The organism is Alistipes finegoldii DSM 17242, from assembly GCF_000265365.1.
Lineage (GTDB): Bacteria > Bacteroidota > Bacteroidia > Bacteroidales > Rikenellaceae > Alistipes > Alistipes finegoldii.
In genome coordinates, this window is sequence record NC_018011.1 from 35,889 (window position 1) to 51,896 (window position 16,008).

Genomic DNA, 16,008 nt, shown 5'->3' on the forward strand with positions numbered 1-16,008 from the left:
TCCGTTTCACGGCGCGGGCGCATCCTTTTCATGTTTAACGTATCGGAACGCCTGCAGCGTATCCGCCGCCGCACGCCGAAGCTCCTTTTCCCGGCGGGCGGCCTCGCGGCGCGCTTCGCGCCGGGCCTTGCGCTTCTTGTTGGTGAAACGCTCCCGGATGCGCCGCCGCAGGTCGCGGAAGTTGTCGAAATCCTCCTTGAAGTAGATGCCGACGCCGGTCTCCTGAAGACCCTGATTCTCGTCGAAGCGGTCGATGGTCTGCGTAAAGGCCTTGGCCTTGAGCGTTCCCGCCCGGTCGATCAGGTAGGTGATGTAGGCTTCGCCCATGAAGTTGGACATCGAGCTGTTGATGGCCTGTTTGTTGTCGATCAGGTAGTTGCCCTCGACCTCGACGAACAGACGGTTGTTTATCAGGCTCTTCGAAAGGCCGAAATCCACTTCGTCGCTGGTCAGCTCCGACTTGGGGCGGTAGCGGATGACAATGTTGTAGTCGTCGTTCGAAAGCAGGTTGCTGACCATGTTCGAGAGGAACTCCAGCCCTGTCGCGGCCGAAACCGACGCACCGATGTTCGACGAGGCGGCGTTGTTCTCGGACATGAAGCTGTTGAACAGCAGCAGGTAGGCGAACTGCGTATCGACCGTCTCAGGGGTGGTCAGCGCATTGGCGACCACGGCCTGCGTCTCAGGGTCGGTGCCGGGCACGTTCACGTCGAAGGTGATGGCCGGGTTCGAAAGCCGGTCGCCGAGGTGGATGATGCACTCGACGGGCACCGAGCGGTCGGCCGTCACGTTTTCGGCCGTGCCCTGCAGCAGCGGCTGCAGCGAGGCTTTCAACTTATAGATGGCGTCGATATTGAGCATGGCGTCCATCGGCGCACCGGTCCACTGGATCGTCGAGCCGTTTTCGATAATGAACTTCTTGTTGATGATGTTCTGGAGCGAGAAAAGGAAGCTTCCCTCGGTGATGGTATAGTCGCCGTACATTTCGAAGACGTTCGAGCGGGGATTGATCTGCAGGTTGAGCGTTCCGTCGCCGCGGCCCTTGAGCGTATTGCCCGACACGCTCAGCTCGACCTCGACGCCGGGCCGTACGTTGAGCGCCAGCGCAATGTTCATCTGGCTGCCGGCCACCGTCTTCTGCTGCCGCCGGCGTTCGAACATCATCTTCCGCCGCGCCAGATTGTCCACCGTATCGACCTTGGGCTTCTCCTTGAAGGTCACGAAATCGGCGTACGAGATATTGGACTTGTTCGACAGCGGCATGAAGAACGACGAATGGTCGTCGGTGGAGGCGGCGATGTCCATATTGACTGCGCCCTTGTCGCCCGAAATGCTCGCCGTGCCCGAAGCGTAGACCTTGCCGTAGAAGAAATCGTTGTCCTGCGCCGTGGTGTTGAGCACCAGCATCTGCTGGGGTGCGACACGCACGTCATAGGCGATATTGGAGAGGTGCTGCAGACTCAGGTCGATGTCGAAACGGCCCCGGTTGCCTTCGGGGTCGAAGACCGGAACGTTCGACGCGCGGAAGCGGTTGCCCCGCACGTCGAGAACGGCTTCGGGCATCGAATAGGCCACCTGTGTAAAATCGACTTTCGTCGAGAGTCCCGTGACGTGAATCCGTCCCGTCAGGTCGGCATCCCGGCGCTGGCCCTGCAGCACCAGTTCGGCCGAAGCGAGCCCCTCGGTCTGGGAAATCACGCCCGAAAGCATCGGGTCGAGCAGCCCCATGTCGAGACTGTCGATGTCCAGCCGGGCGTAGTAGCGCACCTGCGAAGGGGCGTAGAAGCCCCGGATAAGCGTATCGCGCTTGTTACGGTCGGTGACGGTCACCCCGGCGCGGTTGCGCGAGAAATCCCAGCGCGAAGAGAGCCGCAGCGGAGGAGCCGGAATGTCGTTGACCTCCAGACTGTCGAGCAGGATGTCGGCGGAGATTTCGCCCGCATGGAGCACGGATTTCATCGTCGCGGAACCGTTGGTGCGCCCCTCGACGACGTACCCCAAGCCCTCGGCGACCTGCATGAAAGGTGCGAGGTCGAAGTTGCGCAGGCGCAGCGTCACCGAATCCTCGCGGCTGCGCGAGGCGACGCCGTCCAGCAGCAGCTCCTGCTCGCGGTTCATCACGAAAAACCGGTCGATCACGACCTGCGCCGTGTCGAGCTGTATCTTGCGGGCGTAAATCTGCCACGTCTTCGAACCGCGGGTGACGTGCGAAGGCAGGATGCGCAGGTCCACGACGCGGCCGTTGGGGCCGTGTTCGTCCACCACGTGCGCCTGCACGCCCAGCAGTCCCGACACCTTGCGCAGCGTATCGTTGAAACCCGCCGAAACCTGCATGCGGCCCTGCTTGGCGCCGCCCGTGAGCGACAGTTGCGGCAGGTGCAGCACCCCGGCGTAGAGATCCTCGGCCGAAGCGTAGACCGTGAGCGAGTCGCCCCGGTTGGAGGCGTTGATGCTCAGGCGTGTGGCCAGCATGCGTTTGCGCTCGACGTATTCCGACGTCGCCTTGAGCGAAAGCTGGTCGCTGGCCGGATTGAAAAGCAGCTGCATCGACGACCCGTCGGCGATCTGCAGGCCGGCCGTGATGGCGTCGGTGATGGGGTCTATGTGACGGATATTGACCGACAGCAGCGAATAGTCGTTGGCCACGGCCGTCTTGCGGCCGCGGGGCGTCGGGTCGCCCTCGCCGCGGCGCAGCAGGGGCAGGTATTTCCATGCGCTGCGGCGCAGGTATTCGAAGACTTCGCGGTAGCTGGTCTTGCTGCGGAACGTGGCGTCGGCGAAGTCCGAGCGCAGTTCGACGAGTTTGCTCCGCGCCGAGTTCTCGCCCGTGACGGTCATGGTCTTCGAGGTAATCCGCTTGTCGTTGTAGCGGTATACGGCGTCGGTGACGTGGATACGGCCGTTCAGGTCGTCCAGCGAGCGTCCCCCGGCATTGGCCTCGATACGCGCCGCGAGCTGCGAGACGGAGTCGCGGCGGTTGATATGGAGCCGGGCGAGGTCGGCATGGCGCAGGTCCATCGTGAAGTCGTAGCGCGGAATCGAGTCGTTGAAATCCACCAGCCCCGAAAAATCGAAATCGAGGTTGGGATCGCGGGCCGTGATGCGGCCGTCGAACTGGCGGTTGCGCAGGCGGCCGTCGAGCCGCAGCGAGTCGTAGATATAGTCGTTGAAGCCCAGCTGCGTGACGTTGCCCACGACGTTGGCGTCGGTATAGCCTTTGCCGACCACTCCGTCGATATAGGCCGAGAGGGTCGCGTTGCCCAGCAGGTCGCGGCGGCCGAGCAGCTCGCCCAGACGCAGGTTGTGCGTCTCCACGTCGCCCCGCACGCTGCTGCGCCCCGCCTTGAGCGGCGTCATCCGCAGGTTGCAGGTCACCTCGCCCACGCCGGTCGAGGCGCCGAGCTGCATGTCGAACGACGAAAGCAGCCCCTTGAAGCGGGCGTTGACGTCGATCTGCCCCGTGTTGCCCAGTATGCCGACCAGCTTGTCGGACAACTCGCGGCCGCCGATCCCCGCAGCCAGTTCGTCGACGGCTTCGGCGGAGGATTTGAGCCGCGGAACGTTCAGGTCGAAACGGGTCTGCCGGATGTCGGGAAGCCCCCGGACCGAAGCGTCGGCGATGAGCCACGTACCCTCGCCGATCTGCATGCTTTTGACCTTGGCCGTGAAATCGGCGACCACACCCGCGACCTCGACATTGACGTTGCTGAAATCGGTATGCCAGCCGCGCAACTTGGGGGCGAAGTAGGCGATGTCGTCCGTCGAGACGGTCGTATTGCGCAGCGCGCCGTCGATGCGCACCTCGCCGATGAAGTCCTTGTACTCGGCCCACGAATCGCCCGCCAGCGAGATATAGGGAATCTGGACGTTCGAACGGCCCGTCACGACCGAGACGTCCTCGAAACCCATGCAGCCGTTGGTCAGGTAGAACCGCCCGGCGAAGCGGTCGAGGGCGAAGCCGCTGCGCTCGCGCGCCGAGAGGGTTTCGATGGTGGTGTAGATGGACTGCCCGTCGATGGTGAAGTCGTTCACATATGCCGTGATGCCGTAGAGGTGCATATGGCTGAAGTCGATGCCGAACTCCGGGTCGCGGCGGTCGAGCCGCTCCAGACAGAGGTCCATATTCTCGATCGACGCCTTGCGCAGCGACAGGCGGAAGTTGCCTTTCTTGGGTTTGTCGGGGTTGCTGATACGATTGACGATCTGCTTGATGTTCATCTCCCCGCCGGGCGTCTCGCGCAGGTAGAGCTTGGCGTCGGCGATCTCGCCGCGGCTCAGTGCAAGTCCCCCGCCGAAGATGCCCAGTCCGGTGACAAAGGCGTCGAGACGGCCCACGTAGAGCAGCGTGTCGCGCTGGTAATCCTCGACATAGAAACCCTTGATCTTGACCCTGCTGAAAAGCCCGATGTCCACGCGGTCGATGCTGACGGTGGTTTCGAGCTTCTTCGACGCCATGCGCACGGCTTTCTGCACCACGTAGTTCTGCACGGCCGGAATGTCGAGCAGCAACGAGAGCGCCAGAGGCAGAATTATCAGCAACAATACCGCGGCCGATAACACCTTTCCCAATATTTTTATACCTTTGCGCATTGATAGGTCGTTATAACCTGCAAATTTAACTATAATTAGTTAAAAAAACGAAAAACCGCATGGATATTACTATTCTGGGCATCGAATCCTCGTGCGACGACACATCCGCCGCCGTGATACGCAACAACGTGCTGCTGTCGAACGTCATCGCCTCGCAGGCCGTCCACATCAAATACGGCGGCGTGATCCCCGAACTGGCTTCGCGGGCGCACCAGCAGAACATCATTCCCGTGGTGGACACGGCGCTCAAGGAGGCCGGACTGACGCCCGAAGAGATCGACGCCATCGCCTTCACGCGCGGCCCCGGACTGCTGGGTTCGCTGCTGGTGGGCGTGTCGTTCGCCAAGGGGCTTTCCATCGCGCACAACATCCCGATGGTCGAGGTCAATCACCTTCAGGGACACATACTTTCGCATTTCATCGACCTTCAGGACCGCGCGCTGCCGCACCCCGGATTCCCGTTCCTCTGCCTGCTCGTGAGCGGCGGCCACACGCAGATCGTGCGCGTGGATTCTCCCCTCGAAATGGAGATCATCGGCACGACGATCGACGACGCCGCGGGCGAAGCCTTCGACAAGTGTGCCAAAGTGATGGGACTGCCCTACCCCGGCGGCCCGGTAATCGACAAACTGGCCAAGGAGGGCGATCCGAAGGCGTTCCGGTTCGCACGGCCCCACGTAGACGGATACGACTACTCGTTTTCGGGGCTCAAAACCTCGTTCCTCTACACGCTGCGCGACGCCGTGGCCAACGATCCCGGTTTCATCGAGAACAACAAGGCTTCGCTCTGCGCTTCGCTGCAGAAGACGATCGTCGAAATCCTGCTGGACAAGCTGGTGCGGGCGTCCAAGGACCTCGGCATCCGCGACATCGCCATCGCGGGCGGCGTTTCGGCCAACTCAGGACTGCGCAACGGGATCGTCGAAGAGGGCCGCAGGCGCGGCTGGCGCACGTTCCTGCCCGAATTCAAGTTCACGACGGACAACGCGGCGATGATCGCCATGGCGGGTTACTACCGCTACCAGCACGGCGACTTCTCGTCGCTCGGCGTCTCGCCCGTGGCGCGGCTGCAGGAGCTGTAGGAGCCGGACGCGGAAACGGCAGAAACCGGACGCCGAAGCCGCATGAGCCGGATGCAGCCGGCCACAAAAAAGCTCCCGGCCGAACGGCCGGGAGCAGGTCCGGAAGACGCGGAAAAGCACTCCGCGCTTCCACAAAAGCGATCTATTTAGAATGCAAGGATCGGACGGGCGATACCGTCGTAATCGATATACTCGCACATAAGCTCCACCAGATGTTTCTCGGAACCGCCGATATGAATGATACATGCCGTCTCGCCGGGTTCAAAGCAGGTCGTAGCCCACAGCGTACAGGTATTGTAATGGGTGCCGTCCGTCACGAACAGCTCCTCCTTCTGATCGGCGGGAATCATCGCAAGCGTCTCGTTGAATTTCGCAATCACGTCATAGCTTACATTTTCGGAGTTGTAACCGTAATAGACATTATAACTCGAAGTCTGCCACTCTTTCAGAAGCAGAGCAGCTTCATGGCCGCAGAGATTGGCCACCATATCCCATAACTGCCCGGTGCTCGGCAGGAACCAGCCGCTCGACGTTTCGGGAGCCGGGAGCGAGAAATTATTAACCGTCAAATCGAAAGCAGGGCACCATGTAGCAAGGTTCGGTCCATAATCGGATACGGTTTTCATCGTCTCTTCGTAACCATTGACATTGCCATACCACGTGCTTGCAATTTTCGCTTTCGGAGTGCTTGCGAAATCATTGTCGGTAGAATACTGAACCGTCTGGCTGTCGGCGCTATGGGCATTTTTCACAGCCACGACATACCCGTGCGTATAGCCCTTCTCCTTGTCGCCGGCGGCGATCCGGTTTTCGTCCGTCTGGCAGACGATGCCGATAACGGTCTTACCGGCGACGGGAGCGGGTTTGGTGTCGGCCCAGACGGGATTCAGTCCGTCGGCCTCGATGCTTACCAGTCCGCCGTCGCTCCACGTACCGTCGGAATAGTAATAGTCGCCGATCTTCGGCGCAACGTAAGCCACCGTCACCGTGCAGGTCGCCTTGCTCTCGCCCACGCTGGCGGTAATAGTGGCCTCACCGGCGGCAAGAGCGGTGACGACACCGTCCTCGACCGTCGCAACTACCTCGTCGTCAGAAGACCAAACTACCGCTACGCCGTCCTGCAGGGGGGGGTAACGGTCGCTACGAGCGTTTCGGAAAACCCGACATTGAGATTCAATTCCGTCCGGTCGAGCGTCACGACCGTTTCGGGGACCTTCTTCTCATCGTCGTCGCAGGCGAAAAACACCAGCGATGCAGCCGTCAGCAAAGCTGACTTCCTTAAAAAGTTTCTCATAAACCAAGTTTTAAGAATTAATAATACGGCAGTACCGACAGCAGTCTCTCCGGACTCACGACAAAAAGCCCAGTAATGTTTTCGATGATCGTCCGGCAAAACACCATCAATAACCTAACCGGGAGTCAAATATAATAAAAAATCAACCCGGTGGAACGCGGATGCCGGAAAAAATTCACGGTCAAATAAAAAGCCCCTAATAAATTAGGGGCTGAAAAGGCAGGCGTCCGGAAACGCCTGCCGAAATATTATCCCGGCAAACCGGGAGGGGGCTTATCTTGCGCCGAAGAGTTTTTCCTTCAGCGAAAAGTTATCGTACTCGTCTCTGAGCGCGGCCATCAGGTCGCGCACCGACTGAATCTTCTCGGCGCGCCATGCGTTGGCGCCGCAGAAGGCGTAGCCGTTCTGCAGCTTGCCTTTGAATGCGTTGTAGAGCGCCAGCATGATGCAGTAGGGACTGTGCGTCACGTCGCAGGTCTTGATGCAGTCGAACGGACAGTTCTTGGGGCGTTTAAGCCCCTCTTTCACCCTATCGAGGAACGAGCTGTGGATAGCCCGTCCCGGCATGCCGACGGGACTTTTGATGATCTCGATGTCCTGCGGTTTGGCGTCGAGATAGGTCTGCTTGAAGGCCGGATCGGCGTCGCACTCCTCGGTGGTCACGAAGCGCGTGCCCATCTGCACGCCGTCGGCGCCCAGCTGCATGATACGGTAGATATCCTCGCCGGTGTAGATGCCGCCGCCCGCGATGACGGGAATATGGCAGTCGTGTTCGGCACCGAAAGCGCGCACCTCGGCGACGATTTCGGGAACGAGGGCTTCGAGCGAAAAATGCTCGTCGGCGAGCTGCTCCTCCTTGTATCCGAGGTGACCGCCCGCCTTGGGGCCTTCGACGACGATGGCGTCGGGAATGTACCTGTACTCCGAGAACCACTTCTGACACAACAGTTTCGCCGCACGCGCCGACGACACGATCGGGGCCAGCTTGGTCTTGGCGCCCTCCGTGAGGAACGACGGCAGGTTGAGCGGCAGGCCGGCGCCCGAAAAGATGATGTCGGCCTTCTCGGCGACGGCGGTCTTCACCATGTCGGCGAAGTTCGACATGGCGACCATAACGTTTACGCCGACGATGCCCCGCGTGGCTTCGCGGGCCTTGCGAAGCTCCTCCTTAAGCCCCCAGATCGAGGCTGCGCGGTAGTCTTTCGAATAGTTGTTGTAGATGGCTCCGAGACCTGCCGACGAAATGACGCCGACGCCGCCCTGATTGGCAACGGCCGAAGCCAGTCCGGAGAGGGATATGCCTACGCCCATGCCGCCCTGCACGATGGGGACGGTGGCGAGCAAATTTCCGATTTTCAATGCTTTCATGTTAAATTGGGATTAGTGCGAACTAAATAACCATGGGGCCAAAGGTACGAAAAATCGGGGCGATTGGTTCCGCACGGGAAGATAATTTAACGCAGGCTTCACATTGCGTCGCCGCAGCGGCCGCCTTTTCGGGGCGGGAAGCCGCAGCCGGCCGGCTGTCCGGAAGTGAAAAGCGGCATTTTTTACAGGCAAAAAAAACGGCGGATATCGCTTTTTTTTCTAACTTGGAAGCGCAAACGTCACTCAACCGCTAACCTTAAATCGACAAGCATGAAAAAACTTCTCTTTCCGGTTCTGGCCCTTATGCTGTGCATTCCGCCCCTCTCCGCCCAAAACAAGGGAGACAAATATGTCGGCGGAATAATCGGCATAACGACGACGTCGATCAGCATCGACGGCTCCTCCGCATCGCAGACGACATTCGGATTTGCACCCGAATTCGGTTATTTCGCATCCGACCGACTGCGCGTCGGCGGCTCGATCGGCTACCAACTGATTTCATCCGACGGCGAAACGACGCACGGGCTGACGGCAGGTCCCAGTCTCGCCTATTACGTCAGACTGTGCGACCGCTTCTACTACACGCCGCAGCTGGCCGTGGGATTCGCGTTCGCATCGACGGACGGGACCAGCGGATACGGCTTCGATGCAGGATTGTCGCTCGGAGCGTTCGAAATCAGGCCGTCGGCCCATATCGGACTCTCAGTCAGCCTTCTGACGTTGGGCTACAGCTACCTGTCATATTCGGGAACAGGTGTGAACGGGGTCTCTTTCCAGCTCGGAATCAGCCCGACGGTCGGTTTCAAATATTATTTTTAGGCCGCAAAAACCCGATCCCGCCCTACAGAAACCGCACGCCCCGCACGCGGCTCCGGCTGCGGTCGGCGGCTTCGCGTTCGACGATGCCCGTCACCACGTCGGCGGCATCGTGCCAGCGGTTGGCGCGGAAACGGCGGCGGTAGGTGGTCAGGTGGGCGTAGAGTTCGGGCCAGCGGAAATTCCAGCCCCGCGGCCACCGCAGGAGGTGAAGCGCAGTGGCCGAATTGGAGAGGATGCGGGCCTCCTTGTTGCCTCCCTGATGAAACCATTCGATGCGCACGCCGGGCGCCAGTGACTGCACGGCGCGGGCGAAGCCGCGGCCGCCGTTGTTGCTCTCGACGGCCGCCTGCCGCGTGTCGGAGCGCAGCAGCATCTCGGCGACCAGCGGTTCGGAGACCTCCATCGGTTCGCGCGTATATACGGCGTCGGTGATGTAGATAGCCCCGTCGGCATCGACCGCATAGGAGAGTGAACAGAGGTAGTCGTCGCCCGTATCGGCCGTATCGGTATAGTTGCCGCGGCGGACGATCTCGTGCGGCAGATCGTCGTACTCGGCGAAATTCAGCCCGTATAAAAGTCCCTCGCGCGAGGAGGGATGCCCCTGATACATGCTTTCGAACTGCAGCGGATCGAGCCGCCGCTTGGCTTCGAGCAGGGCGCGGCCCTGCTGCTGCTCCCACAACGCCTCGCCCGGCATGCGCGGGTCGATTCCGGTCGGCGGCGAGGATTTGAGCGCTTCGAAGTTCAGGTGCAGCCACGTATCGGCAGGCAGGCCGTCGAGCTGCGCCCACTCCTTCAGCTCCGCGACCGGCTCGCGGGCCGTGAGCGTGCCGATCAGGTCCTCTTCGTGCCAGCGGGTGAAGACGATCAGCTCGCGCGAAGCGTTGTGCATGCGGGTGCGGACCACCGACGTATACCACTCCCAGCAGTTGGCGCGGATGAGCGGCGAGTTGGCTTCGAGGGCGTCCTTGTAGAGGTCGTCGAGGATAAAACAATCGACGCGGTTGCCCGTGAGCGAACCTTCGCGCCCCACCGAAAGCAGGCCGCCCCGGCAGCCGATGATCTCGACCTCGTCGGCCGTGCGGATATAGCTGGGCGGCTTGGAACCCTGCTTGATGGTCGTAGCGGGGAAGAACGCGGCGTATTCGCGCGACTCGATGATACGCTGGACACGGCGGTTGAATTTCGACGCCAGCGCTCCCGAATAGGAGGCGATCGCCACGCGCTGATCGGGGTCCAGCCCCAGCACATAGGCCGGAAGCAGGGTCGTGGCGCCGACGCTTTTGCCGTGCTGGGGCGGCATGGTGACGATCAGCCGCCGGACGCGGCCCGCGGCGAAAGCTTCGAGCACGCGGTAATAGGCCCGGTGGAAAGGCTGCAACTCCAGAAAGGGATAGACTCCGAGGGCGAACCGCTCGAACGAAGGAAGGTCCGCCGGGCCGGAAACTGCCGAGGTGACACCGGAAAGCGAGGAAAAGGAGGCAGAAGCAGAGCGAGCAGAATCGGAAGGAGCGAAATCCGACGGCACAGAATCGGGAAGCACGGAATCAGACGGGGTGGAACCGGACGAAGTAGAACCGGAGCCGCAACCACGTGAGTCGCAAGCACCGGAAGTCAAAACATCGGAGCCGGGGAGCAGATCACCGGCGAGAGATTCACCGGGGAGAGATTCGCCGGAAAGTGATTCGCCGGAAAGTGATTCGCCGGAAAGTGATTCGCCGGAAAGTGATTCGCCGGAAAACGAATCGCGGAGCAAAAATTCGCCGGCGAGAGAATTCGCAGGATAATCCGGCGCGAGAATGCCGGCCGGAACAAAAACCTCTGCGGAATCGGCTTCCGCAGAGGACAATTTGGATTTCAAGACCATTTGTAGAAATTTTGAACCCATGCGCGGCGCCGCGGCGGGAGGTTCGGAGAGAAAAAGAGCGTTCCGGCGGGCTGCGCCGCACCAAGGAAGGATAAATGCCGGAACGAACAAGGCGGGGAGCCGGAGGGCGCACGGCCTGCGGCCGGGGAGCGGCCCGATGCAAAACGGGGACCGGGCGGTTGCGCACGCCGGCGGCAGAACATGCCCCGGCAGCGATCAGACGAAGCGCTTCATCTCGGAAAAATCGAAGTCGTTCAGCATTTCGCCCTCCGCCGAGAAGGTGTGAAACTCCCACCATACGGGCACGAGGTCCGAAACAGGCTCCGCATCGCCTTCGGGCTGCGAGAGCCGCGTCCGGTAGACGATGACCGACGCCGTAAAGCGGCAGTCCGTATCGCCGAAACGGAATGCGAGCGATCCCGAAAAGTAGTTTTCCCCGTCGACAGCATCCGCCAAACGCGCCGCCACCTCTTGATAAAGTTCAGGTGAAACCGAATACATAGTTGATAATTAGCAGGATTTTTGCAAAATAATTTGCATGTATAAATAAATTGTTTAACTTTACAGCACAAATATAGATTCAAAATTTGAATTTCCAATCGAAAAATACAATTTTTTGATATAAAATTTTCCGATTAAAAGCTATGAACACGCGGGTAAAATTGATACGAAAACAGCTGGGCATGACGCAAGAACAATTGGCTCAGCATCTTGGCATCGGCAAAGCGGCCCTTTCGATGATCGAAACGGGGAAAGCCGGACTCTCGGCCCGGAACCGCAACATATTGGTTCAGGAATTGAACGTAAGCCCCGAATGGCTGGAGAGCGGCAAAGGCAACATGTTCAACGCCGAACCCGACCTGACGGCCTACAGACTCCGCACGGACAATTCGCTGCCGCTGCAGAGCGTGCCGCTCTACTCGATCGAGGGAACGGCGGGACTGGTGCCGCTGTTCACGGATCAGGCGCAGGCCAAACCCGTGAACTTCATCCACATTCCCAATCTGCCGAAATGCGACGGCGCGATATATATAGTGGGCGACTCGATGTATCCGCTGCTCAAAAGCGGCGACATTGTGCTGTACAAGCAGCTGGGCAACATCGACGACATATTCTGGGGCGACATGTACCTGCTGTCGATCGACATCGACGGCGAAGAGTACGTCACGGTGAAATACATCCAGAAATCCGACCGCGAGGGTTACGTCAAACTCGTGAGCCAGAACCCGCACCACGCAGACAAGGAGGTGGCGCTCAGCCGCATCCGCGCGATCGCGCTGGTCAAGGCGAGCATCCGGATGAATTCGATCCGATAGCGGCGGCCCGCCGGCCGGCACCGAGGGCCCGCAAAAAATTCACGCCGTAAAAATCCGAGGGGAGAGGCATTCGTGTGGGTGGGGCCGGGAAAGGATCGGGCAGGAATCAGAGAAGAATCGAGGCAGATCCGGGAGAAACCGGGACGGGATCCGAAAAGGCCGGAAACGAAAATTCGGAACGGGAACGATGAGGAAATGCGGAAGCACCGCAAAAAAGGCAGCGAAACGGCGGCTGGAAAACAGGACAAAACAGAGCAGAACAAACAGAGCAACACAAGCCGAAAAGACCGGAACGGTCCGGCCGAAGCAACAATCTGAGGAAAAAATTCGTATCTTGCCGGAAACAAAGACGACCCAATACGGAACTCTCCGATAAAAAATTCGCGGTGCTGATCGATGCGGACAATATCTCACCACACCGGAAAATCAAAGACATCCTCGACGAAACAGCCAATTACGGAACACCGACGATCAAGCGGATCTACGGCGACTTCACCGATCCGAAATTCGCGGCATGAAAAAGCATTCTGCCGGAAAACTCGATCACCCCGATTCAGCAGTATGCCTACACCACAGGCAAGAACGCAACGGATTCGGCGCTGATAATCGACGCAATGGACATCCTGCACAAGGAGTCGGTCAACGGCTTCTGCATCGTATCGAGTGACAGCGACTATACCCGTCTGGCGAGCCGCATCCGCGAATCGGGCCGCGAGGTGCTGGGCTTCGGCGAAAAGAAAACGCCCAAACCGTTCATCAAATCGTGCGACAAATTCATCTACGTCGAGATTCTCGGACAGCCTGCCGCTCCGACGCCGGCACTTGCGCCTGCACCGGGTCCCGCTCCGGCTGCGACACAGGCCCCGGCAGCGAAAGCCGCACAAAAAAAGACATCCGCCAAAAGGCGTCAGACGTCTGACACGCAGGTCCCCGGAACGCCGGAAGCCGCCGCAGGCAAAAAAACCGCTCCGACTCCGGGACAGACTCCGGGTGTGGTTCCCGCTTCGGAGCAGCCTCAGGTTACGGTTCAGGCTCAGACTCTGGACCCTGCGCAGTCCCAATCGATCATCCGTCCGATAGACGACGATTTCAAAGACCTGCTCGCCAATACCATAGAAGACGCCGCCGCCGACAGCGGCTGGGCATTCCTCGGCATCGTCGGCAGTGTCCTGACCAAGAAAATGCCCGATTTCGCCCCCCGCAACTACGGTTACAAAAAACTTTCGCTGCTGGTGAAAGCCCTCTCCGAGGCAATCGAAACCGAAGAACGACTGTCCGCAAACAAAGAGCAGAAGTTCATTTACGTCCGGAACAGAACAAGGTAAACGCTCCGGTCGCCGACCATCCGTCCGGCGGAAGGATACTCCTCAACCCCAGCCGCACAATTACGCGGCAAAAAGAACTTGCGGGATTTTCCGCCGGCCGGAACCGTTCCGCCCCTGCCATGACCATAATACGCAAACCGCCGGGCAAAACAGCCCGGCGGTCTGAGTATCGAAACAAATCAACAGTCCAACGCGACAGCAAGCGCCTTCGCATGATTCATACGGATCACGCCTTCCCGTTCTTCGACACTGGACGGCGGCATTCCAAAAAAATTAAAAAACTCCCCGCTTTCGGATTCGCGCAGAAACGGGCGTTTTCCGAACGAAACAAAAGCCGGAATCCGCCGAATCCGCACATATTATCACCGAAAAACCGAAACTCCCCGCAAAAAAGCCGCAGGAAAACCCCGAAAAAAGTCGTCTCCGGGGAACAAACTGACAATAAATTTATATATTTGCAATATTGTTTTTCTAAACCCTACTAATCCGAAACAAGACATGGAGAAAACCAATGTACGGGAGTTGCAGGATGTCGTGATTCGCTTCTCAGGAGACTCAGGAGACGGCATGCAACTCACGGGTACGCTCTTTTCAGACACTTCGGCCCTGCTCGGAAACGGCATCTCGACCTTTCCGGACTACCCCGCCGAAATTCGTGCGCCGCAGGGAACCGTGGCCGGCGTATCGGGATTTCAGGTACACTTCGGCAGTCACCGCGAACTCAACCCCGGCGACTACTGCGACGTGCTCGTAGCCATGAACCCCGCAGCGCTCAAAGCCAACCGCAAATGGCTCAAGCAGGGCGCGACGGTGATCATCGACGGCGATTCGATCACCGAAGAGCATCTCAAGAAAGCGGGATTCGCCACGCTCGACCCGATCGCGGAGCTCGGACTGGACGAATACAACGTCGTCATCCCCGACATCACGTCGATGACGCGCGAAGCGCTCAAGCAGACCGGACTGGACAACAAGGCCGTGGTCAAGTGCAAGAACATGTTCGCGCTGGGCATCTGCTTCTACCTCTTCGACCGTCCCGAAGCGTACGCATACAAATATCTGGAGACCAAATTCGCACGGAAAAATCCGGTCGTGGCAGAAGCCAACAAGCTGGCTATCGACGCGGGCTATAACTATGCGGCCAACACCCATCAGTTCGCCAATACCTACACCGTGTCCCCGGCGCCGCTCGAAAAGGGCACCTACCGCACCATCAACGGCAACGTGGCGACGGCATGGGGCCTGTGCGCCGCCGCCGAGAAAGCCGGGCTGCCGCTCTTCTGCGGTTCGTATCCGATCACTCCGGCGACGGTCATCCTCGAAGAGCTCGCCAAGCGCAAGGACCTCGGCGTGAAGACCGTGCAGGCCGAAGACGAGATCGCGGGCATCTGCACCGCCATCGGCGCGGCATTCGCCGGCAATTTCGCGGTGACGACCACGTCGGGTCCCGGACTCTCGCTCAAGAGCGAAGCGCTGGGACTGGCCGTGATGACCGAGCTGCCGCTGGTGGTCGTGGACGTACAGCGCGGAGGCCCCTCGACGGGTCTGCCGACCAAAACCGAGCAGAGCGACCTCTCGCAGGCCCTTTACGGCCGCAACGGAGAGTGCCCGGTGATCGTCGTGGCGGCATCGTCGCCCAGCGACTGTTTCCACTATGCGTTCGAGGCCGGACGGCTGGCGATGGAGCACATGACGCCCGTGATCCTGCTCACCGACGGCTTCATCGCCAACGGCTCGGAGCCGTGGCGCATTCCCTCGATGAAGGACTACCCGGCAATCCAGCCGCCGATCGTAGACGACGCGCCCGAAGGCGGATTCATGCCCTACGTGCGCGACGAAAAGCTGGCCCGCGGCTGGGCGTTCCCCGGCAAGGTGGGACTGGAGCACCGCGTGGGCGGTCTGGAAAAAGACTGCGTGAAAGGCTGCATCTCGCACGACCCGTCCAACCACCAGAAGATGGTCTCGACGCGCGCAGCAAAGGTGGCCAAGGCCGCGGACGACATTCCCGCACAAACCGTATGGGGCGACCCGGAAGGCGACCTGCTCGTCGTGGGATGGGGCGGAACGCGCGGACACCTGCAGAACGCCGTCGATCAGATGCGCGCCGAAGGCAAACGCGTGTCGCTCGCACATTTCAACTACATCAACCCGCTGCCGCACGGCGTGCGCGACATCTTCGCGAAGTTCCGCCGGATCGTCGTCTGCGAGCTGAACGAAGGTCAGTTCGCCAACTACCTGCGCCAAAACCTGCAGGAGTTCCGCTACGAACAGTACAACAAGTGCGAGGGCCTGCCCTTCACGGTCGTAGAACTGAAAGAAAAATTCGAATCCTTATTGAAGTAACGCC

At 59.9% G+C, this 16,008-nt stretch carries 11 protein-coding genes and 1 pseudogene; 6 read left to right on the plus strand and 6 right to left on the minus strand.

Annotated features, from left to right (window positions below; all coding sequences use genetic code 11):
- Positions 1-6: 6 nt before the first annotated feature.
- Positions 7-4,590, minus strand: a complete 4,584-nt coding sequence (locus ALFI_RS00225) for a translocation/assembly module TamB domain-containing protein (protein WP_014774304.1) — start codon at positions 4,588-4,590, stop codon at positions 7-9.
- Positions 4,591-4,649: 59 nt separating this feature from the next.
- On the opposite strand from ALFI_RS00225, the gene tsaD reads away from it, so the two are divergent.
- Positions 4,650-5,672, plus strand: a complete 1,023-nt coding sequence (gene tsaD, locus ALFI_RS00230) for a tRNA (adenosine(37)-N6)-threonylcarbamoyltransferase complex transferase subunit TsaD (RefSeq protein WP_014774305.1) — start codon at positions 4,650-4,652, stop codon at positions 5,670-5,672.
- A 146-nt stretch (positions 5,673-5,818) separates the two neighbouring features.
- Here the strand turns inward: tsaD and ALFI_RS00235 are convergent, their stop codons facing one another.
- The 3 genes from ALFI_RS00235 to ALFI_RS00240 all read right to left on the minus strand — a co-directional run bounded on the left by ALFI_RS00235 (position 5,819) and on the right by ALFI_RS00240 (position 8,334).
- Positions 5,819-6,850, minus strand: coding sequence for an Ig-like domain-containing protein (locus ALFI_RS00235; protein ID WP_167537975.1), 1,032 nt, complete (start codon positions 6,848-6,850; stop codon positions 5,819-5,821).
- Positions 6,781-6,966 (minus strand): hypothetical protein, encoded by a 186-nt coding sequence (locus ALFI_RS16775; protein WP_155835613.1) that lies wholly within the window; start codon positions 6,964-6,966, stop codon positions 6,781-6,783. Before ALFI_RS16775 ends, ALFI_RS00235 begins: the two co-directional genes overlap by 70 nt.
- 273 nt (positions 6,967-7,239) lie before the next feature.
- Positions 7,240-8,334: an NAD(P)H-dependent flavin oxidoreductase gene (locus ALFI_RS00240; RefSeq protein ID WP_009596251.1), complete on the minus strand. Its 1,095-nt coding sequence runs from the start codon at positions 8,332-8,334 to the stop codon at positions 7,240-7,242.
- Between the two features lie 32 nt (positions 8,335-8,366).
- On the opposite strand from ALFI_RS00240, the gene ALFI_RS16780 reads away from it, so the two are divergent.
- Together ALFI_RS16780 and ALFI_RS00245 are read left to right on the plus strand one after the other, a co-directional pair.
- Positions 8,367-8,588, plus strand: a complete 222-nt coding sequence (locus tag ALFI_RS16780; RefSeq protein WP_130062973.1) for a hypothetical protein — start codon at positions 8,367-8,369, stop codon at positions 8,586-8,588.
- Between the two features lie 16 nt (positions 8,589-8,604).
- A complete protein-coding gene (locus tag ALFI_RS00245; protein WP_014774306.1) occupies positions 8,605-9,153 on the plus strand; it encodes an outer membrane beta-barrel protein in 549 nt (182 codons plus the stop codon).
- Between the two features lie 22 nt (positions 9,154-9,175).
- On the opposite strand, the gene terL is transcribed toward ALFI_RS00245, so the two are convergent.
- Positions 9,176-10,534 carry a phage terminase large subunit gene (gene terL / locus ALFI_RS00250; RefSeq protein WP_014774307.1) on the minus strand — a complete coding sequence of 453 codons (1,359 nt, stop codon included), beginning with the start codon at positions 10,532-10,534 and terminating at the stop codon, positions 9,176-9,178.
- Positions 10,535-11,236: 702 nt separating this feature from the next.
- Positions 11,237-11,521, minus strand: coding sequence for a hypothetical protein (locus ALFI_RS00260; protein WP_014774309.1), 285 nt, complete (start codon positions 11,519-11,521; stop codon positions 11,237-11,239).
- Between the two features lie 143 nt (positions 11,522-11,664).
- Here ALFI_RS00260 and ALFI_RS00265 point away from each other — a divergent pair, with 143 nt between their 5' ends.
- The 3 genes and pseudogenes from ALFI_RS00265 to ALFI_RS00275 all read left to right on the plus strand — a co-directional run bounded on the left by ALFI_RS00265 (position 11,665) and on the right by ALFI_RS00275 (position 16,004).
- Positions 11,665-12,336: an XRE family transcriptional regulator gene (locus ALFI_RS00265; protein ID WP_014774310.1), complete on the plus strand. Its 672-nt coding sequence runs from the start codon at positions 11,665-11,667 to the stop codon at positions 12,334-12,336.
- Positions 12,337-12,650: 314 nt separating this feature from the next.
- Positions 12,651-13,661 (plus strand): annotated as a pseudogene (locus ALFI_RS00270) (NYN domain-containing protein).
- 498 nt (positions 13,662-14,159) lie between these two features.
- Positions 14,160-16,004 carry a 2-oxoacid:acceptor oxidoreductase subunit alpha gene (locus tag ALFI_RS00275; RefSeq protein ID WP_014774311.1) on the plus strand — a complete coding sequence of 615 codons (1,845 nt, stop codon included), beginning with the start codon at positions 14,160-14,162 and terminating at the stop codon, positions 16,002-16,004.
- The last annotated feature ends 4 nt before the right edge of the window (positions 16,005-16,008 follow it).